Here is a 19019-nt window from a genome sequence, read left to right as displayed (position 1 = left end):
ATAGACACAATCTACCGGACGCCGCCCCGCGACACGCCGGAGCGCCCGCCGGGAAGATCCCGACGGGCGCTCCGCGCGCCAAGGGGCGCTCAGCCGATCTTGCGGTCGATCGCCGCCGCGACCAGCCCCGCGAACAGCGGGTGCGGGCGGGTCGGGCGGGACTTCAGCTCGGGGTGGGCCTGGGTGGCGACCAGGTAGGGGTGCACCTCGCGCGGGTACTCGACGTACTCGACCAGGTCGCCCTTCGGGGAGAGGCCGGAGAACTGCAGGCCGGTCTTCTCCAGGTCGGCGCGGTAGGCGTTGTTGACCTCGTAGCGGTGGCGGTGGCGCTCCTCGACGTACTGCTCGCCGCCGTACACCTCGCGCACGATCGAGCCCTCGGCGAGCTTCGCCGGGTACAGGCCCAGGCGCATGGTGCCGCCCAGGTCGCCCTTGCCGTCGACGATGGCCAGCTGCTCGGCCATGGTCGAGATCACCGGGTACTTCGCGGCGGCGTCGAACTCGGTGGAGTTGGCCTCCGGCAGGCCGGCCAGGTTGCGGGCGGCCTCGATGACCACGCACTGCAGGCCCAGGCACAGGCCCAGCAGCGGCACCTTGTGCTCGCGGGCGTAGGTGATCGCGGCGACCTTGCCGTCCACGCCGCGGTCGCCGAAGCCGCCGGGGATGCAGACCGCGTCCACGTCGCCGAGCTGCTCCTGCGCGCCCTCGGGGGTCTCGCAGTCGTCCGAGGCGACCCACTTGATCTGCACCCGGGCGTTGTTGGCGAAGCCGCCGGCCCGCAGCGCCTCGGTCACCGACAGGTAGGCGTCCGGCAGGTCGATGTACTTGCCGACCAGCGCGACCTTGACCTCGTGCTGCGGCTCGTGGACGCGGCGCAGCAGGTCGTCCCAGACCGTCCAGTCCACGTCGCGGAAGGCCAGGTCCAGGCGGCGCACCACGTACGCGTCCAGGCCCTCGCCGTGCAGCACCTTGGGGATGTCGTAGATCGACTTGGCGTCGATCGCGGCGACCACGGCCTCCTCGTCGACGTCGCACATCAGCGAGATCTTGCGCTTGATGGCCTGCGGCACCTCGCGGTCGGCGCGCAGCACGATCGCGTCGGGCTGGATGCCGATGTTGCGCAGCGCGGCCACCGAGTGCTGGGTGGGCTTGGTCTTCAGCTCGCCGGACGGGCCGATGTACGGCAGCAGCGAGACGTGCACGAAGAAGACGTTGTCCCGGCCGACCTCGTGGCGGACCTGGCGGACGGCCTCCAGGAACGGCAGCGACTCGATGTCGCCGACGGTGCCGCCGACCTCGGTGATCACCACGTCGACGTCCTCGGTCGCCATCCGGCGGATCCGGGACTTGATCTCGTTGGTGATGTGCGGGATGACCTGGACGGTGTCGCCGAGGTACTCGCCGCGCCGCTCCTTGGCGATCACGGTGGAGTAGACCTGGCCGGTGGTGACGTTCGCCGAGCCGTGCAGGTTGGTGTCGAGGAAGCGCTCGTAGTGGCCGATGTCGAGGTCGGTCTCGGCGCCGTCGTCGGTGACGAAGACCTCACCGTGCTGGAACGGGTTCATGGTGCCCGGGTCCACGTTGAGGTACGGGTCGAGCTTCTGCATCGTCACCCGCAGGCCGCGGGCCTTGAGCAGGGCGCCGAGGCTCGAGGCGGTGAGGCCCTTGCCGAGCGAAGAGGCGACACCCCCGGTGACGAAGAGGTGCTTGGTCGTCACGGCGCGGCCGTTGGCCGACTTGCCGGAATGGGGCTGTGCCAAGAGGGGGCTCCCGTGGGTCGCGTGTCGGAGGGTGACGCCGGTGGAGGGGCTCCCGGCCCTCGTTCCCACCAGTTCCACGGGATACCAGCGTATCAGTGCCCCGGCGAGTGGTCGTCCGCGTCCGGGCGCGGCGGCCCGGCGCGGATCGTCCGGACGGCGCATCGGCGCAGCTCGGACGGGGTCCCCCGGCATGGGCCCCGGCGCGCGTGGGCAGGCGGTGGGGGCGCGTGGGGGCGGCCGAACCACCCGAATCCACGTATTCTGCTCAAACGTCGACATCCTCGCCCGACCCTGTGCGCACCGTCCGCCGCGGGGCCCGCACGGAACGGAGAACCATGGCCGGTCGCATCGAGGACTACGCGCTGATCGGGGACATGCAGACCGCGGCGCTGGTCAGCCGGGACGGCGCGGTCGACTGGCTGTGCCTGCCCCGGTTCGACTCCCCCGCGGTGTTCGCCGGGCTGCTGGGCACCGACGAGCACGGCTTCTGGCGGATCGGCCCGGCCACCCCGGTCGAGCCGCCGCCCGCCGCGCCCGAGCCCCGCTCGGCCCTGCTGGACTCCGGTGAGCTGCGCGTCCCGCCGGTCACCGCCGCCGCCCCCGCGGTGCCGTGCGACCGGCGCCGCTACCGGGGCGACTCGCTGATCCTGGAGCAGGAGTGGGACACCGAGGACGGCACCGTCCGGGTGATCGACCTGATGCCGCCCCGCCACCTGCTCGGCACGCCCGACGTGCCGCAGATGATCCGGATCGTCGAGGGCCTGGCCGGCACCGTCCGGATGCGCTCGGCGGTGCGGATGCGCTTCAGCTACGGCCGGATCGTGCCCTGGGTGCACCGGGTCGAGCACCCCGAGGTCGGGCAGCGCACCGTCGCCGTCGCCGGGCCCGACTCGGTGTGGCTGGACGGCCGGGCCGAGACCTACGGGCGCGACCTGACCACGTACGCGGACTTCACCGTCACCGCGGGCGAGCGGATCGCCTTCGGCCTGACCTGGAAGGCCTCGCACGAGCCGGCCCCCGCCCCGCCGGACGCCGAGGGCGCGCTGGCCTCCACCGAGCGGTTCTGGCGCGACTGGGTCGACCAGTGCACCTACCAGGGCCCCTACCGGGAGGCCGTGGTCCGCTCGCTGATCACCCTCAAGGCGCTCACCTACGCCCCCACCGGCGGCATCGTCGCCGCCCCCACCACCTCGCTGCCCGAGGACCTCGGCGGCGAGCGCAACTGGGACTACCGCTACACCTGGCTGCGCGACGCCGCGATCACCCTCTCCTCGCTGCTGCGCACCGGCTACCGCGAGGAGGCCCGGGCCTGGCGCGAGTGGCTGCTGCGGGCGGTGGCCGGCGACCCGGAGAACCTGCAGATCATGTACGGCATCGCCGGGGAGCGCGAGCTCACCGAGTCCGAACTCGACTGGCTGCCCGGCTACGAGGACTCCCGCCCGGTCCGGGTCGGCAACGGCGCCGCCGGGCAGCTCCAGCTCGACGTGTACGGCGAGGTGGTCGAGGCCCTGCACCTGGCCACCATGTCCGGCCTGTCCCGGCACGACCACGCCCACCAGCTGCAACTGCGCCTGATCGAGTACCTGGAGGACCACTGGCGCAACCCGGACGAGGGCATCTGGGAGGTCCGCGGCCCGCGCCGGCACTTCGTGCACTCCAAGGTGATGGCCTGGGTCGCCGTCGACCGCACCCTCAAGCTGCTGGCCCAGGCCGACGAGCAGCCGCCCGGCCTGACCGAGCGCTGGACGGCCCTGCGCGCCGAGATCCACGCCGACGTGTGCGCCCGCGGCTACGACCCGCAGCGCAACACCTTCACCCAGTACTACGGCGGCAAGGAGCTGGACGCCTCGCTGCTGCTGATCCCGCAGGTCGGCTTCCTGCCGCCGGACGACAAGCGGGTCATCGGCACCATCGAGGCGATCCAGCGCGAACTGTCCACCGAGGACGGCTTCGTGCTGCGCTACCCGACCCACGACGACGACGGCAACAACGTGGACGGGCTGTCCGGGCACGAGGGCGCGTTCCTGGCCTGCTCGTTCTGGCTGGCCGACGACCTGGCGATGATCGGCCGGGTCGGCGAGGCCCGCGAGCTGTTCGAACGGCTGCTGGCGCTCCGCAACGACCTGGGCCTGCTCGCCGAGGAGTGGGACCCGCGGGCCCGCCGCCAGGTCGGCAACTTCCCGCAGGCGTTCAGCCACGTCCCGCTGATCGACACCGCCCTGCGGCTGACCGCGGCGGGCGGGCTCAACCTGTCCAACGGCTGACCGCCCGCCGTCCGGGCCGTCGACGGGCGGCCGGGCCGGTGACGGCCGGTCAGGGGCGGCGCTGCGCCAGCTCGTCGTAGATGGACAGCACCTGGGCGACGGTGGCCGCCTCGTCCGGCCAGGTGGCGGCCTGGGCCCGGCCGGCGGAGGAGAGCGCGGCGCGGCGGCCGGGGTCGGCGAGCAGGTCGCGGACGGCGGCGGCGAGGGCCCGGGGGTCGGCGAACGGGACCAGGACGGCGGCGTCGCCGACCAGTTCGGGGACGCCGCCGACGGCGGTGGCGACCACCGGGACGCCGGCCCGCATGGCCTCCTGGGCGACCAGCGAGCGGGCCTCCCAGCGGGAGGAGAGCACCACCAGGTCGGCGGCGGCCAGCAGGTCGGGGATGTCGGTGCGGTAGCCGAGCAGCTCGACGGGCAGCTGCTCGGCGGCGATCCGCTCGCGCAGGTCCTGCCGCTCGGGGCCGTCCCCGGCCAGCAGGACGCGCGGGGCGGGGGCGCCGGGCGCGGCGAAGTGCCCGGCGGCGTCGAGCAGCAGCCCGAAGCACTTCTGCGGGACGAGCCGGCCGATCGCCAGCACCACGGGGCGGCCGTCGTCGCCGCCGGGCAGCGCCTTGCGGGCGGCGTCCCGGTCCAGGGTGCCGGGCGGCATCGGCGGGGCGGCGACCGGGCCCAGCCGGGCGTCGGTGGCGCCGAGTTCGCGGGCCCGGGCGACCAGGTCGGAGGAGGCGCCGAGGACCAGGTCGGCGGCCCGCACCACCCGGCGCTCCATCAGGCGCTGGAGGCGGCGGTCGAGTCCGGTGGTGAGCAGCGCGTGGTGCGAGGTGACCACCAGCGGGGTCTCCGGGCGGATGCCGGGGAAGCGGCCGGCGGTGCGCAGCGCCAGGTCGGACAGCAGGCCGGCCCGCAGGCCGTGGGCGTGCACGATGTCGGCGCCGGTGAAGGCGCGGCGCAGTTCGCCGATCGCGGTGGCGTCGCTGCGGGCCCCGGAGGTCGGGGTGATGTCGACGGTGTGCGGCCGGGCGCCGGCCGCCGAGAACCCGAACAGCCGGTCGGTGCCCTCGGGTGCGCAGACCGTGACGGTGACGCCGTGGGCGACCAGGCCCCGGGTGAGGGAGCGCACGTGGGCGCCGATGCCGCCGGTCGCGGCGGCGAGGACGAGCACCACGTGCAGCTGGGGGGCCGCGGCGGCCCGCGCGGCGGAATGGTCCACGTCTGTCTCGCTCCGACTCGTTGTCAGCTGGTGTCCGCTCGCCACCATGCCAGGTCGGTCCGCCTCTTGGACAGTCGGCACCGCCGCTGGCGCGTCGCCCGCGGCGGTGCCGGCCGGCCCCGGGTCAGCGGGCGCGGGCCGTGCGGGCCGCCTCCAGCAGCTCCTCGGCGTGCGCCCGGCCGAGTTCGGAGTCCTCCAATCCGGCCAGCATCCGGGAGAGTTCGCGCACCCGCTCCTCGTCGTTGAGCGTCTTGACGCCGCTGCGGGTGACGACGCCGTCGTTGGTCTTCTCCACCACCAGGTGCCGGTCGGCGAACGCGGCGACCTGCGGGAGGTGGGTGACCACCACGACCTGCGCGCTGCGGGCGAGTTTGGCCAGCCGGCGGCCGATCTCGACGGCGGCCTTGCCGCCGACGCCCGCGTCGACCTCGTCGAACAGGTAGGTGGGGACGGGGTCGGCGCCCGCGAAGACCACCTCGACGGCCAGCATGACGCGCGACAGCTCGCCGCCGGAGGCGCCCTTGGCGATCGGGCGGGGCTGGGCCCCGGGGTGCGGGGCGAGCAGCACCTCGACCTCGTCGACGCCGTGCGGGCCGTAGGCGACGCTGCGGCCCTCCAGCTCGATCCCGGCCAGGTCGTCCAGCTGGCTGATCGCGAAGGTCACCCGGGCGTGCGGCATGGCGAGTTCGGCGAGCTCGTCGGAGACCGCGGCGGCGAACTTGTCGGCGGCGGCGTGCCGGGCCCGCGAGACCTCGGCCGCCAGGTCGGCCAGCCGGGTGCGCAACTCGGTCTCCCGCGCGCCGAGTTCGTCGATCCGCTCGTCGTCGCCGTCGAGTTCGAGCAGCCGCACCGAGCCGGTCTCGGCCCAGGCGATCACCTCGGCCAGGGTGCCCTCGGTGCCCGCGTACTTGCGCACCAGGTGGGTCAGCACGGCCCGGCGGTCCTCGACGGCGGCCAGCCGGACCGGGTCGGCGTCCAGGTCGTCGGCGTACCCGGCGAGGTCGCCGGCCACGTCGGCGAGCAGGTAGCCGCACTCGCCGAGCCGCTCGGCCAGCGCGGCCAGCCGCTCGTCGTGGTGGCGCACCGCGTCGACGGCGCGGCGGGCCTGGGCCAGCAGGGTGCCCGCGTCGACGGCCTCCGGGTCGGCCGGGTCGCCCGCGAGGGCGGCGTGCGCGAGCGTGGCGGCGGAGGAGAGCGCGTCGGCGTGGCCCAGCCGCTCGGCCTCCACGGCCAGCTCGGCGTCCTCCCCGGCGACCGGTTCGGCGGCGGCGATCTCCTCCAGCCCGAAGCGCAGCAGGTCGGCCTCCTGGGCGCGCTCCCGGGCCCGGGTGGTCAGCTCCTCCAGGGTCGCGGAGACCTGGCGCAGCTCCCGGTACACCTCGCGGTAGCGGGCCAGCGGCTCGGCGACCGCCTCGCCCGCGTACCGGTCCAGCGCGCCGCGCTGCCGGGAGGGGCGCAGCAGCCGCTGCTGGTCGGTCTGGCCGTGCACCGCGATCAGGTCCTCGCCGAGCTCGGCGAGCAGCCCGACGGGCACCGAGCGGCCGCCGACGTGCGCCCGGGAGCGGCCCTCGGCGGAGACGGTGCGGCTGACCAGCAGCTCGCCGTCGTCCAGCTCGGCCCCGGCCTCCAGGGCGCGGGCCACCACCGGCGAGTCCGGGTCGAGCGTCAACCGCCCCTCCACCACCGCCCGTTCGGAGCCGTTGCGCACCAACGCCGGATCGGCCCGGCCGCCGAGCAGCAGACCGAGGCTGGTCACCACCATGGTCTTGCCCGCGCCGGTCTCGCCCGTGACGGCGGTGAAGCCGGGGGCGAGTTCGACCACGGCGTCGTCGATGACACCCAGATCCCGTATCCGCATCTCGTCCAACACGGAGACGACCTTACGAGGTTCCACCGTCGCTTTGCGACGACCGCCCCCGGTTCACCCCTGAGTGGCGGCACCGGCGGGCGCCGTCCGGCCCTGCTCGGGGACGGTCAGCCGAGGCAGGAAGAACTGCACCAGCGGGCCGATCGCCAGGGCGTAGGCGAGGGTCCCGAGGCCGAAGGTGCCGCCGAGGAGGACGCCGGCGGCCAGCACGGTCAGCTCGATGCCGGTGCGGATCAGCCGGACGGAGCGGCCGGTGCGCCGGTGCAGGCCGGTCATCAGGCCGTCGCGGGGGCCGGGGCCGAGCCGGGCGCCGATGTACAGGCCGGAGGCGAGGCCGTTGAGGACGATGCCGGCGGCCAGCAGCGGGACGCGCACGGCGAGGGCGTGCGGGTGCGGGACGAGGGAGAGGGTGGCGTCCATGGCCACGCCGAGGACGGCGACGTTGCCGAGGGTGCCGATGCCGGGCCTCTGCCGCAGCGGTATCCACAGCAGCAGCACCAGCGCGCCCACCACCGTCACCCAGGTGCCCACGCTCAGCCCGACGTGCCGGGCCAGGCCCTGGTGGAAGACGTCCCACGGGTTGCCGCCGAGCGCGGAGCGCAGCACCAGGCCCATCGAGACGCCGTACAGCACCAGGCCGACGGCGAGCTGGGCGAGCCGGCGGGGCAGGCGGTGGGACGGGCCGCGGGTCGGGGCGGTGCCGGGCGGGTCGGCGGGTGGCGACGATTCGGTGCGGGACGGGGGCAGGGTCAGGGAGACCGCCATCGGTGGACCTCTTCTCGGTGCGGTGCTTGCCGTTCTCCGGCGCTGCACGCCACTATGGGCAGTCCAAAACCCGACCCGACAGGGCCAATCCGAACCGAGTGGACTGATCGACGATGGCCGAGTGGCACAGCACGCTCACCCCGCACGCCCTCGCCCGCCAACTGCCCGCCCCGGACGGCCGCCGCCCCGCCTACCGGGCGCTGGCCGCGCAGGTCTCCCGGCTGGTCGCCGACGGCCGCCTCCCGGTCGGCACCCGGCTGCCCGCCGAACGCGAGCTCGCCGCCGAGCTGCACCTGTCCCGCACCACCGTGGCCGCCGCGTACGAGGCGCTGCGCGCCGACGGCTACCTGCGCTCGCGGCGCGGCGCCGGCTCCTGGACGGCCCTGCCGGCGGGCACCGCGCCGCCCGCCGACGCGCTGCACCCCGTCTCCCCCGACCAGGGCGGCGTCCTCGACCTGGGCCTGGCCGCGCCCACCGCCCCGCCGCAGCTCGCCGAGGCCGCCGCGCACGCCGTCGCCCGGCTGCCCGCGTACACCGCCGGGCACGGCAACTACCCGACCGGGCTGCCGGTGCTGCGCGAGGCCGTCGCCCGCCGCTACACCGAGCGCGGCCTGCCCACCGGCCCCGAGCAGGTGCTGGTCACCACCGGCGCGATGAGCGCCCTGCACCTGGCCCACCAGGCGCTGCTGTCGCGCGGCGACCGGGTCGCCGTCGAGGCCCCCAGCTACGCCAACACGCTGCGCGCCCTGGAACGGGCCGGGGCCCGCCTGGTGCCCGTCCCGCTGACCGGTGACGGGGCCGGGCCCGCCGACTGGGACCTCGCGCAGTGGCAGCGGGTGCTGCGCGGCGCCGCGCCCCGGCTGGCCTCCGTCATCCCCGACTTCCAGAACCCCACCGGCGCGCTGGTCGACGAGGAGCGGCGCCGCGCCCTGCTGGCCCACGCCCGGGCCGCCGGCACCGCCGTGATCGCCGACGAGACCTGCGCCGAACTCGGCTGGGGCGTCGCCGACTCCGACCTGCCCCGCCCGCTGGCCGCGCTCGACCGGGACGCCCAGGTGATCACCGTCGGCTCGGCCGGCAAGATCCTCTGGCCCGGCCTGCGGATCGGCTGGCTGCGCGCCCAGCCGTCCCTGGTCCGCAAGCTGGCCGCCGACCGGGCGCTGTACGACCTGGGTACGCCCGTGCTGGAGCAGCTGGTCGCGGCCCGGCTGCTGACCGAGCACCTGCCGGCGATCCGGGCCGAGCGGCACGCGCAGCTGCGGGCCACCGCCGAGGCGTTCGCCCGCGAGCTGCCCCGGCACTTCCCCGCCTGGCGCTTCGCCCTGCCGCCCGGCGGCCTCGCGCTGTGGGCCGCCACCCCCGGGCTGCCGGCCACCGCGCTGGCCCGGGCCGGCGAGCGGGCCGGCGTCCGGATCGCCTCCGGGGCCCGGTTCGGCGTCGACGGCGCGTTCGAGGAGCACCTGCGGCTGCCGCTCACCCTGCCCGCCGCGCACGTCCCCGACGCGCTGCGGCGGATCGCCGAGGCCGCCGCGCTGGCCCGCACCGAGCGCCTCTCCGGCGCCGACCCGGCCCCCGCCGCGCTCTGACCCGCCCTCCCCCGACGTCCCGTCAACCCGCCGACCCGGACGGTCAGTTGTCCGACCGGCCGCGCCAACCCGTCACCGGGAGCGCGAACTTGGCGACCAGCCGGTCCGTGAACGGGGCCCGGTGCAGCCGGGCCAGCCGCACCGGGACCTTGCCCCGGCGGACCTCCACCCGCGCCCCGGCCGGGAGTTCGACCGAACGGCGGCCGTCGCACCACAGCACCCCGTGCGGGGTCCGCGGCTGCACCTCCACCGCCAGCACCGAGTCCGGCGAGGTCACCAGCGGTCGGGCGAACAGCGCGTGCGCGCTGATCGGCACCATCAGCAGCGCCTCCACCTCCGGCCACACCACCGGCCCGCCGCCGGAGAACGCGTACGCCGTGGAGCCGGTCGGCGTGGACAGCACCACCCCGTCGCAGCCGAAGTTCGACACCGGGCGGCCGTCCACCTCGGTGACCACCTCCAGCATCCGCTCCCGGGACGCCTTCTCCACCGACGCCTCGTTCAGCGCCCAGTCCTCGTGCAGCACGTTCCCGTCGGTGCGCACCAGCACGTCGATGGTCATCCGCTCCTCGACCTCGTAGTCGGCGGCCACCACCCGCTCCACCACGGTCGCCAGGTCGTCGCGCTCGGCCTCGGCGAGGAACCCCACCCGGCCCAGGTTGATGCCCAGCATCGGCAGCCCCGACTCCCGGGCCAGCTCCGCCCCGCGCAGCAACGTGCCGTCCCCGCCCGCGACCAGGATCAGCTCGCAGCCGTCCGCCGCGCCGTGCCCGCCGGGCACCAGCTCCACCCCGTCCGGCAGGTCCAGGTCCGGCGCCTCGGACTCCAGCAGCCGGATCCGCATCCCCGCCCGCAGCAGGCCGTCCACCACGCCCTCCACGCTGCGCAGGGCCGCCTCCCGGCCGGTGTGCGCGATCAGGAAGACCGTACGACGATCGCTCATTCCCCGCTGCCCTCTCCCTACGCCCGCCGGGCCGTTGCGGCCCGGCCACGACCTGCCAGTCTGCGCAACGCCCGGACGCCTGCCAAGTACCCTACTGGGGCCCCTCGGCCACGGCCCGGTCCGCCGCCGCCGGATCCAGCGGCTCCGCGTCCCGGCGCAGCCACAGGAAGTACTCGACGTTCCCCGACGGCCCCGGCAGCGGCGACGCCGCCACCGCCCGCACGCCCAGCCCCGACTCCCACGCCTGCCCGGCCACCCGCCGGATCGTCTCGGCCCGCAGCTCCGGCGAACGCACCACGCCGCCCGAGCCCAGCCGCTCCTTGCCGATCTCGAACTGCGGCTTCACCATCAGCACCAGGTCCGCGTCCGGCGCCGCGCAGCGGGCCAGCGCCGGCAGCACCAGGCCCAGCGAGATGAACGACAGGTCGCCCACCACCAGGTCCACCCGTTCCCCGCCGATCAGCTCCGGCGTCAGCTCCCGCACGTTGGTGCGGTCCATCACCGTCACCCGCCCGTCGCTCTGCAACGACCAGGCCAGCTGCCCGTAGCCGACGTCCACCGCCAGCACGTGCGCCGCGCCCGCGCGCAGCAGCACGTCCGTGAACCCGCCCGTGGACGCGCCCGCGTCCAGCGCCCGCCGGCCCGCGACCACCAGGCCCTGCGGCACGAACGCCGCGAAGGCGCCCGCCAGCTTGTGCCCGCCGCGCGAGACGTAGTCCGGGTCCGCGTCGTCCTTCGCGACCACCACCGCCGCCGCGGTCTCCACCTGCGTCGCCGGCTTCGTCGCCACCGCGCCGCCCACCGACACCCGGCCCGCCGCGATCAACTCGCTCGCGTGCTCCCGCGAACGGGCCAGCTTGCGGCGCACCAGCTCCGCGTCCAGACGGCGTCGTGCCACTGCCACTGCTACGTCAGCTCCCACATCGGACGGTCCTCACCCGCGGTCCAGCGCCGCGAGGGTCGCGGCGAGCCGCGCATGGACATCTTCGTACACCTCGACGCACCGCTCCGCCCCCGCCCCGTCCGACTCCGCCAGCAGGGCCAGCGCCACGTCCACCTCGGACTCCCCCGTCCGGTCCCCCTCACTCACCACCGGCCCCCTCGCCCCCGGCTCCGGCTCCGGTCCCGGCCCGCCGCCCGGGAGCGGGGGGCGTCCGCTTCGCGGGGGTCCGCTTCGCGGCGGCCTTCTTCGCGGCGCGCTCGCTCGCGGCGGTCCTCTCCGCCGCGCCTTCGTTCACGGTGGTCCCGTTCGGCACGGCCTTCTTCGCAGCGGCCTTCTCCGCCGGGCCCACGTTGACCGCGGTCCCGCCCGGGGCGGCCTTCTTCGCCGCGCCGCGCTTCGCCGGGGCCTTCTTCGCGGGCAGCGGCGCGCTCGGGAACGCCCCCTGCGCCGACGCGCCGTCGGCCGCCGGGACGGACGGGACCGTCCGCTTGACCGCCGTCTTCTTCGCCGCGGCCTTCTCCGCCACCTCCGCGGGCGTCCCGACCACCGAAGCCGCCGAAGCCGCCGAAGCCGCCGGGGCCGCCTTGCGCGGCACCGAGCGCTGCGCCGACGCCTGCTTCGCAGCCGCCCCCTTGCGGGCCGCCGCCTTCCGCGCCGGAGCCCGTCGCGGTCCCGCCGGTGCGCCGTCCGCCGTCCCGGCACCCTCCCCGGGGGCCCGGCGCGCCGCGGCCTTCCTGACGCCCGACGCCGAACCCGCCGCCTGCCTGCGGGCCGCCGCCTTGCGCGCCGCCGCCTTCCGGTCCCCGGCCGCCGCCGCGTCCTCCGCCGGGGTCTCCGGCTCCGCGTCCCAGCCCGCGTCGAACAGGCCCTGGGCCCGCGCGGCCGGGCGCACCACCGGGGCCACCGGCTCCTCGGGCTCGGGCTCCTCCGGCGGCTCCTCCGCCGCGACCGGCTCCTCCTCGACCTCCCGCAGCTTCGACTCCAGGAAGCTCAGCACCACGCCGACCTTCACCACCTGGTCGCCGACCTTCTCGAACACCCGTTCCGCCTCGCCCCGGGCCACCCCGGCCACCAGGTCGACCCCGGCCCGTCCGGCCGTCACCGCCTCCTCGGCGAGCACCCGCAACTGCTCGACCCCGGGGGGCAGTTCACCCCTGGGCTTGAGCAGTTCCCCGGCCGTGTCCAGCACCCGACGGCCCGCCTCCTCGGCCAGCTCCGCCGCCACCACCAGCACGCCCCGCACACCCCGCACCGCGTCCTGCAGCATCCGTCCGCCTCCTCGCCGCCGCCACCGACTACCGCCACCGACGCTACCCTCTCCGGGCCGCCGCCGTACGGCTCTGCGCTAGCGTGGAACGCCGAACGACCACCGACGGGAGCAAGCCGCAGACATGGCCACCACCGAGGAGTGCCGCACCGCGCTGGAGCAGCTCAGCCACAACCTCGCCGCCGCCGGCGGCGACATCCGCAAGGCCGCCGCCCTCGACCGCTCCCTCAGCTGCCACCTCACCGACCTCGACCTGACCTTCACCGGCCGCCTCACCGACGGGCGGCTCACCGGCATCACCGAGGCCCCCGGCCCGCCCGCCACCAAGGCCGACATCAAGCTCACCACCACCGGGGACGACCTGGTCGCCCTGGTCGCCGGCAAGCTCCCCTTCCCCACCGCCTGGGCCACCGGCCGCCTCAAGCTGGACGCGAGCCTCCGCGACCTGCTGCGCCTGCGCACCCTGCTCTGACCCACGCACCGCCGACCGACCGGCACGGACCGGCCGGCACCGGCCACCCGTCCCCCCGAACGGATGGCCGCACCCCGAACCGGCCCGGCCACGGACCCGTCAGTCCGCCGCGGGCAGCCCCGCCAGGGCCTTCGCCGACTCCGGCGCCGCGCCGTCGTGCCCGTCCGCCCACGTCCAGGCCGCCGCGCACAGCGCCCGCACCGCGTCGATCCGGCCGCCCGTGCCGTCCAGCGCCAGCACGCCGCCGTCCGCGCCCGCCGTCCAGCCGCCGCAGCCGAACCGGCCGCCGTCCAGCGCCGACACCTCCGGCTGCGCCTCCAGCAGGCCCCGCAGGTCCTCGGCCAGGTAGGTCGGGCGGTGCTTCGGCGGCGCGGCCAGCACCTGCTCGGGCGTGGCGATGCCGGTGAACACCAGCAGCGAGTCCACCCCGCCGTTGAACGCGCCCTCGATGTCGGTGTCCAGCCGGTCACCGACCACCAGCGGACGCTTCGCCCCCGTCCGCAGCACCGTCTCCCGGTGCATCGGCGGCAGCGGCTTGCCCGCCACCTCCGGCTCCACGCCGGTCGCCGCCTGCACCGCCGCCACCAGCGTCCCGTTGCCCGGCGCGATGCCCCGGGCCGTCGGGATCGACAGGTCGGTGTTCGAGGCCACCCACGGCAGGCCCCGGCCCACCGCGTACGCGGCCTCCGCCAGGTCCTTCCAGCCGACCGACGGGTCGTAGCCCTGCACCACCGCCGCCGGGTCGTCCTCCAGCGAGCGCACCGGCACCAGCCCGCGCTCCTCCAGCGCCTCCAGCAGCCCCGTCCCGCCGATCACCAGCACCCGCGACCCCGCCGGCACCTTCTCCGACACCAGCCGGGCCGCCGCCTGCGCCGAGTTGATCACGTCCGCGGGCTCGGCCGGCACGCCCAGCTCCGTCAGGTGCTCCGCCACCGCCCGCGGCGGCCGCGACGCGTTGTTGGTGACGTACGCCAGCCGCATCCCGGCCGCCCGGGCCCGCTCCAGCGACTCCACGGCGTGGACGACCGCGTGCGGCCCCGCGTACACCACCCCGTCCAGGTCCAGCAGCGCCGTGTCGTACGCCTCCGTCAGCGCCTCCGCACTGGACCCCGGCACGCTCCGCACCGCCGCGGCGTTCTCCGTCATCGCTGCTCCACCCTCGTCACCTCGAACCGAACGGACACCCGCCAGCCTAGGCCGCGCCCGCCACCGCACCCCGGTCAGCCCTCACCCGGGCCCTCCGGCCTCCCCGGGCCGCCCGAACCCTCCGGGCCGTCCGGGCCGTCCGGGCCCTCCAGCGGCGCCAGGTACCCGGGCGCTCCCGGCAGCAGCGGCCCGTACGCCCCCGCCCGGGCCGCCAGCGTCGCCCTGGTCTGCCGCAGCGCCGCCTGGTAGTGCCGGTTGCCCGGCTGCATCGCCACCGCCAGCGCCAGGTGCTCCGCCGAGACCTCGAAGTCGCCCAGCCGGGCCGCCGACACCCCCCACCCGAACTGCGCGTAGTCGTCCGACGGATCGGCCTCCGCCACCGCCCGGAAACTCTCCAGCGCCCGCGCGTACTGCCCCGCGTCGAACTGGGCCCGCGCCAGCGCCTCCCGGATCGACCGCGACCCCGGCTCCGCCTCCGCCGCCCGCGCCAGCAGCTGCACCGCCGCCGCCGGGTGCCGCTCCTCCAACAGCCGCACCCCGCGCCGGAACCAGTCGTACACCCCGCCGCCGGGCACCCCGTTCCCGCCGGCCCCCGGAACCGCCGCCCCGCCGTCGCCCTCGTGCTCCCGGTGACCCATCCGCACCTACCCCGCTTCCCGTCCGCCCGCCCACGTCCCGGATGACCTGGACGTCCACCCGCATCGCGATCTCCCAACAAGGACTACCCGACTAACATGCCCAGAATGAGCGCCCCTCGTGCCGAAACCGGCAACGAGCCCTCGGGCGGCCCCGGAGACCCCGGGCACGTCGCCACCGCAGGGCTGTCCCTGTCCCCGTTCCGCGGCCTGCGCTACGACCCGCACCGGGTCGGCGACCTGGCCGCGGTCACCTCACCGCCGTACGACGTGGTCGACCCCGGACGGCGCCTGGACCTGGAGACCGCGGACCCGCACAACATCGTCCGCCTGATCCTGCCCCGCCCCGAACCCGAGGACGCCGGCGACCGCCCCGACCGCGACACCCGCTACCGGCACGCCGCCCGCCTGCTCAACGACTGGCGCCACCAGGGCGTCCTGACCGCCGACCCCAGCCCCGCCCTGTACGTCTACGAGCAGCGCACCCCCTCCGGCACCCTCCAGCGCGGCCTGATCGGCGCCCTCGCCGTCAGCGGCCCCGAAGCCGGCGTCGTGCTGCCGCACGAGGACGTCATGCCCAAGCCCGTCGCCGACCGGGTCGGCCTGATGCGCACCACCCGCGCCAACCTCGAACCGCTGCTGCTCACCTACCGCGGCCACGGCAGCGCCGCCGACGTCATCGAACGCGCCGCCGCCACCGAGCCGCTGCTCGCCACCACCACCAGCGACGGCACCCACCACCGCCTGTGGGCCGTCACCGACCCCGCCGAACTGGCCGCCGTCACCCGCGACCTGGCCGGCTGCCGCGCCCTGATCGCCGACGGCCACCACCGCTGGGAGATGTACCTGCGGCTCCAGCGCGAACACCGCCACCTGCCGCGCAGCCCCTGGGACCGCGGCCTGGTCCTGCTCGTCGACACAGACCGCTACCCGCTGCGGGTCCGCGCCATCCACCGCGTCCTGCACCGCCTCCCGCCGGATGCCGCGCTCGCCGCCCTCGACCCGGCCGCCTGGCGCACCACCGAGCTGCCCGGCGCCCTCCCCGACGCCCTCACCGGCCTCGCCGAGGCCCACCGCTCCCCCGGCAACTCCTTCGTCCTCACCGCCGGCGACGGCCGCTTCCAGCTCCTCACCGGCCCCGACGAAGCCACCCTCGCCGCCACCGTCCGCACCGACCGCCCCGAGGAGTGGCGCCGCCTGGACGCCACCGTCCTGCACGCCGTCCTGCTCGACCGCACCTGGCACGTCCCCGACAGCCCCGAGCACATCGGCTACCTGCACTCCGCCGAGGCCGCCGTCCGCGAGGCCGCCCGCACCGGCGGCACCGCCGTCCTGCTCCACCCCGTCGAGGAACGCGTCGTGCGCCGCCTCGCCGAACAGGGCGTCACCATGCCCCGCAAGTCCACCTCCTTCGGCCCCAAACCGGCCACCGGACTGGTCCTGCGCTCCCTCGAACTCGGCTGATCCGCCGCCGACCCGGCACCGACCCGCCGCCGCCCCTTCCGCGCGGAACGCGAAGAGGCCCCCGCTCCTACCCGGAACGGGGGCCTCTCCTCACGCCGGTCAGCCCTGCTTGGGCTGCTCCTCGAACGAGTCCTCGTCGTAGTCCTCGTCCACCTCGAGGTCGTCCTCGTCGTAGAACTCCTCGACGTCCTCCTCGTCCTCGAAGATCATCCGGTCGTCGCCGACGTCGTCCTTGTCGATCTGACGGCGCGCCGGCTCCACGGCCTCCGCGCCCTCGTCCTCGCCCTCGGCGTCCTCGTCCAGCGCGTCGGTGAACTCCACGCCGTCGATCTCCGCCAGCCGCTCGGCCGCGTTGGTCGACCCGTCCGTGTCCGCCTCCACGGCCTTCACGAACCACTCCCGGGCCTCGTCCGCCCGACCCGCCGCGATCAGCGCGTCCGCGTACCCGTAGCGCAGCCGCGCCGTCCACGGGTGGATCGCCGAGGACGCCAGCTCCGGGCTCTGCAGCGTCACGACGGCCGCGTCGAACTGCTCCAGGTCCGCCCGGGCACCCGCCGCGACCAGCCGCATCTCGACCTGACCGGCCTTGTCCAGCTGCTTCACCTCGGGCTCACCGGCCATCGCCAGCGCCCGCTCCGGCCGGCCCAGACCGCGCTCGCAGTCCGCCATCACCGGCCACAGGTCCACCCGCCCGGTCATCCGCTTCGCCGCCCGGAACTCGGTCAGCGCCTCCGCGTACCGCTGCGTCATGTACGAGGCGAACCCGGCCGCCTCGCGCACGCTCGCCACCCGCGAAGCCAGCCGCAGCGCGACCCGCGAGTAGTTGTAGGCCTCCTCCGGCTCGCTGTCGAGCAGCCGCGCCACCATCACCAGGTTGCGCGCCACGTCCTCGGCCAGCGTCTTCGGCAGGCTCTTCAGGTCCTGCTTGACGTCCGCGTCGATCTCGTACCCGGTCACGTCGTCCGGGATCGGCAGCCGCTTCACCGGCTCCTGACGCCGCTCGTCGTACCCGCCCCGCTCGTCCCGCCCACCGCGGTACCCACCACGGTCGTCCCGCCCGCCCCGGTACCCGCCCCGGTCGTCCCGGCGCTCGTACCCGCCGCTGCGCTGCGGACGGTCGTCGCGGCCACGGAAGCCGCCACGGTCGCCGCCCTGCGGACGGTCGTAGCCACCGCTGCGCTGCGGACGGTCGTCCCGGCCGCGGAAGCCGCCACGGTCACCGCCGCCCTGCGGACGGTCGTAGCCGCCACTGCGCTGCGGACGGTCGTCACGGTCACGCCCGTACGAGGGACGGTCCTCACGCGGACGGAACCCACCACGGTCGCCACCGCCCTGGGGACGGTCGTCACGACCCCGGTAGCCACCGCCGGTGCCGCCGCCCTGCGGACGGTCGTCCCGGCGCTCGTAGCCACCGCTGCGCTGCGGGCGGTCATTGAACGAACGCTCCTCACGCGGACGGAACCCGCCGCCCTGCGGACGGTCGTAGCCACCGCTGCGCTGGGGACGGTCGTCACGGTCACGCCCGTACGAGGGACGGTCCTCACGCGGACGGAAGCCGCCACGGTCACCGCCACCCTGCGGACGGTCGTACCCGCCGCTGCGCTGCGGACGGTCGTCCCGGCCACGGAAGCCGCCACGGTCACCGCCACCCTGCGGACGGTCGTACCCGCCGCTGCGCTGCGGACGGTCGTCCCGGCCACGGAAGCCGCCACGGTCACCGCCGCCCTGCGGACGCTCGTCCCGGCGCTCGTAGCCGCCACTGCGCTGCGGGCGGTCGTCGAACGAACGCTCCTCACGCGGACGGAACCCGCCACCCTGGGGACGGTCGTAGCCACCGCTGCGCTGCGGACGGTCGTCCCGGCCGCGGAAGCCGCCACGGTCACCGCCCTGCGGGCGGTCGTAGCCGCCACTGCGCTGGGGACGGTCATCGCGGTCACGCCCGTACGAGGGGCGGTCCTCACGCGGACGGAACCCGCCACGGTCGCCACCGCCCTGGGGACGGTCGTCACGACCCCGGTAGCCACCGCCGGTGCCGCCGCCCTGCGGACGGTCGTCGCGGCCGCGGAAGCCGCCACGGTCACCGCCACCCTGCTGCGGGCGGTCGTCACGGGAGCGGTAACCGCCACCGCCGCCACCACCGCCGTACGAAGGCCGGTCGTCACGCGAGCGGAAGCCCCCACGGTCGCCGCCGCGGTCACCGCGGTCGTCACGACCCCGGTAGCCACCGCCTTCGCCACGGTCGTCACGACGCGGGCCGCGGTCGTTCGACCAGCCCCCTCGCGACCTGGGCTCGTACCCCCGGCCGCCGTCGTTACGGCGCTCGGGCCGGTCCTGGGGCGGGTTCGACATGCTGGTGACTCCTGTCTGCACACTGCGAGTTCGAGAGGCGCCACTGCCGATCCACCGACACCAGCGCGAGATCCGGACGCCCTCCGCACCCCACCAGGGTCCGGAACGTCCGCCTTGTCCATTGTCCGGCATCCGGCGGAACACCGCGTCCGGGTGCCCGACCACCGTCCACCGGCCGTCCACGTGTCCGGCCGATGCCCAACAAAAAAGGCCGAGGCCCCAGCGAATCGCTGGGGCCTCGGCCTATTGAAGAATTGTTCGGCGGCGTCCTACTCTCCCACAGGGTCCCCCCTGCAGTACCATCGGCGCTGTGAGGCTTAGCTTCCGGGTTCGGAATGTAACCGGGCG

The 19019-nt window shown here is 75.7% G+C and carries 15 protein-coding genes and 1 rRNA gene; 4 read left to right on the top strand and 12 right to left on the bottom strand.

Features of this window, described 5'->3' with window-relative positions; genetic code table 11:
• Window positions 1-89: 89 nt before the first annotated feature.
• The gene (locus ACIP60_RS35845) at window positions 90-1760 is read right to left on the bottom strand and encodes a CTP synthase (protein WP_282202910.1); all 1671 of its coding nucleotides are present in this window, start codon (window positions 1758-1760) and stop codon (window positions 90-92) included.
• A 335-nt stretch (window positions 1761-2095) separates the two neighbouring features.
• On the opposite strand from ACIP60_RS35845, the gene ACIP60_RS35840 reads away from it, so the two are divergent.
• Window positions 2096-4024: a glycoside hydrolase family 15 protein gene (locus ACIP60_RS35840; RefSeq protein ID WP_400693048.1), complete on the top strand. Its 1929-nt coding sequence runs from the start codon at window positions 2096-2098 to the stop codon at window positions 4022-4024.
• A gap of 49 nt (window positions 4025-4073) precedes the next feature.
• On the opposite strand, the gene ACIP60_RS35835 is transcribed toward ACIP60_RS35840, so the two are convergent.
• The 3 genes from ACIP60_RS35835 to ACIP60_RS35825 all read right to left on the bottom strand — a co-directional run bounded on the left by ACIP60_RS35835 (window position 4074) and on the right by ACIP60_RS35825 (window position 7866).
• Entirely contained in the window at window positions 4074-5234 is a 1161-nt protein-coding gene (locus ACIP60_RS35835) for a glycosyltransferase family 4 protein (protein ID WP_400693046.1), read from the bottom strand.
• Between the two features lie 124 nt (window positions 5235-5358).
• Window positions 5359-7092, bottom strand: a complete 1734-nt coding sequence (gene recN / locus ACIP60_RS35830) for a DNA repair protein RecN (protein WP_400693178.1) — start codon at window positions 7090-7092, stop codon at window positions 5359-5361.
• A 63-nt stretch (window positions 7093-7155) separates the two neighbouring features.
• Entirely contained in the window at window positions 7156-7866 is a 711-nt protein-coding gene (locus tag ACIP60_RS35825; RefSeq protein ID WP_400693044.1) for a YitT family protein, read from the bottom strand.
• A gap of 113 nt (window positions 7867-7979) precedes the next feature.
• Between ACIP60_RS35825 and ACIP60_RS35820 the strand changes: the two genes are divergently transcribed.
• On the top strand, window positions 7980-9452 hold the full coding sequence (locus tag ACIP60_RS35820) for a PLP-dependent aminotransferase family protein (protein WP_400693041.1): 1473 nt from the start codon (window positions 7980-7982) through the stop codon (window positions 9450-9452).
• A 43-nt stretch (window positions 9453-9495) separates the two neighbouring features.
• Here the strand turns inward: ACIP60_RS35820 and ACIP60_RS35815 are convergent, their stop codons facing one another.
• The 4 genes from ACIP60_RS35815 to ACIP60_RS35800 form a co-directional block, all read right to left on the bottom strand.
• On the bottom strand, window positions 9496-10395 hold the full coding sequence (locus tag ACIP60_RS35815) for an NAD kinase (protein ID WP_400693038.1): 900 nt from the start codon (window positions 10393-10395) through the stop codon (window positions 9496-9498).
• A gap of 91 nt (window positions 10396-10486) precedes the next feature.
• Window positions 10487-11293, bottom strand: a complete 807-nt coding sequence (locus ACIP60_RS35810) for a TlyA family RNA methyltransferase (RefSeq protein ID WP_400693036.1) — start codon at window positions 11291-11293, stop codon at window positions 10487-10489.
• A 36-nt stretch (window positions 11294-11329) separates the two neighbouring features.
• Complete coding sequence (locus ACIP60_RS35805) at window positions 11330-11485, bottom strand: hypothetical protein (RefSeq protein ID WP_400693033.1); 156 nt, start codon at window positions 11483-11485, stop codon at window positions 11330-11332.
• Window positions 11478-12605, bottom strand: coding sequence for a hypothetical protein (locus ACIP60_RS35800; RefSeq protein WP_400693030.1), 1128 nt, complete (start codon window positions 12603-12605; stop codon window positions 11478-11480). Before ACIP60_RS35800 ends, ACIP60_RS35805 begins: the two co-directional genes overlap by 8 nt.
• 124 nt (window positions 12606-12729) lie before the next feature.
• Between ACIP60_RS35800 and ACIP60_RS35795 the strand changes: the two genes are divergently transcribed.
• Window positions 12730-13077, top strand: a complete 348-nt coding sequence (locus tag ACIP60_RS35795; RefSeq protein ID WP_400693027.1) for an alkyl sulfatase C-terminal domain-containing protein — start codon at window positions 12730-12732, stop codon at window positions 13075-13077.
• A 99-nt stretch (window positions 13078-13176) separates the two neighbouring features.
• Here the strand turns inward: ACIP60_RS35795 and ACIP60_RS35790 are convergent, their stop codons facing one another.
• Together ACIP60_RS35790 and ACIP60_RS35785 are read right to left on the bottom strand one after the other, a co-directional pair.
• The gene (locus ACIP60_RS35790) at window positions 13177-14223 is read right to left on the bottom strand and encodes an HAD-IIA family hydrolase (protein ID WP_400693024.1); all 1047 of its coding nucleotides are present in this window, start codon (window positions 14221-14223) and stop codon (window positions 13177-13179) included.
• A gap of 74 nt (window positions 14224-14297) precedes the next feature.
• Window positions 14298-14861 (bottom strand): tetratricopeptide repeat protein, encoded by a 564-nt coding sequence (locus ACIP60_RS35785; protein ID WP_400693021.1) that lies wholly within the window; start codon window positions 14859-14861, stop codon window positions 14298-14300.
• A gap of 105 nt (window positions 14862-14966) precedes the next feature.
• Between ACIP60_RS35785 and ACIP60_RS35780 the strand changes: the two genes are divergently transcribed.
• Window positions 14967-16322, top strand: a complete 1356-nt coding sequence (locus tag ACIP60_RS35780) for a DUF1015 family protein (protein WP_400693018.1) — start codon at window positions 14967-14969, stop codon at window positions 16320-16322.
• A gap of 99 nt (window positions 16323-16421) precedes the next feature.
• Here the strand turns inward: ACIP60_RS35780 and ACIP60_RS35775 are convergent, their stop codons facing one another.
• Window positions 16422-17306: a tetratricopeptide repeat protein gene (locus ACIP60_RS35775; protein WP_400693016.1), complete on the bottom strand. Its 885-nt coding sequence runs from the start codon at window positions 17304-17306 to the stop codon at window positions 16422-16424.
• Between the two features lie 1621 nt (window positions 17307-18927).
• Window positions 18928-19019, bottom strand: a 5S ribosomal RNA gene (rrf, locus tag ACIP60_RS35770); the annotation flags it as partial.

Origin of the sequence: Kitasatospora sp. NPDC088783, assembly GCF_044750705.1 — a bacterium.
Taxonomy (GTDB): domain Bacteria; phylum Actinomycetota; class Actinomycetes; order Streptomycetales; family Streptomycetaceae; genus Kitasatospora; species Kitasatospora fiedleri.
The sequence above is the reverse complement of the archived record's forward strand: the minus strand, read 5'-3'. Positions and strand labels throughout refer to the sequence as shown.

Coding starts and splice junctions, on each gene's coding strand:
- ACIP60_RS35780 (WP_400693018.1), top strand. CDS start 14,967: ATGAGCGCCCCTCGTGCCGAAACCGGCAACGAGCCCTCGGGCGGCCCC.
- recN (WP_400693178.1), bottom strand. CDS start 7,092: ATGCGGATACGGGATCTGGGTGTCATCGACGACGCCGTGGTCGAACTC.
- ACIP60_RS35820 (WP_400693041.1), top strand. CDS start 7,980: ATGGCCGAGTGGCACAGCACGCTCACCCCGCACGCCCTCGCCCGCCAA.
- ACIP60_RS35795 (WP_400693027.1), top strand. CDS start 12,730: ATGGCCACCACCGAGGAGTGCCGCACCGCGCTGGAGCAGCTCAGCCAC.
- ACIP60_RS35785 (WP_400693021.1), bottom strand. CDS start 14,861: ATGGGTCACCGGGAGCACGAGGGCGACGGCGGGGCGGCGGTTCCGGGG.
- ACIP60_RS35790 (WP_400693024.1), bottom strand. CDS start 14,223: ATGACGGAGAACGCCGCGGCGGTGCGGAGCGTGCCGGGGTCCAGTGCG.
- ACIP60_RS35825 (WP_400693044.1), bottom strand. CDS start 7,866: ATGGCGGTCTCCCTGACCCTGCCCCCGTCCCGCACCGAATCGTCGCCA.
- ACIP60_RS35815 (WP_400693038.1), bottom strand. CDS start 10,395: ATGAGCGATCGTCGTACGGTCTTCCTGATCGCGCACACCGGCCGGGAG.
- ACIP60_RS35840 (WP_400693048.1), top strand. CDS start 2,096: ATGGCCGGTCGCATCGAGGACTACGCGCTGATCGGGGACATGCAGACC.
- ACIP60_RS35800 (WP_400693030.1), bottom strand. CDS start 12,605: ATGCTGCAGGACGCGGTGCGGGGTGTGCGGGGCGTGCTGGTGGTGGCG.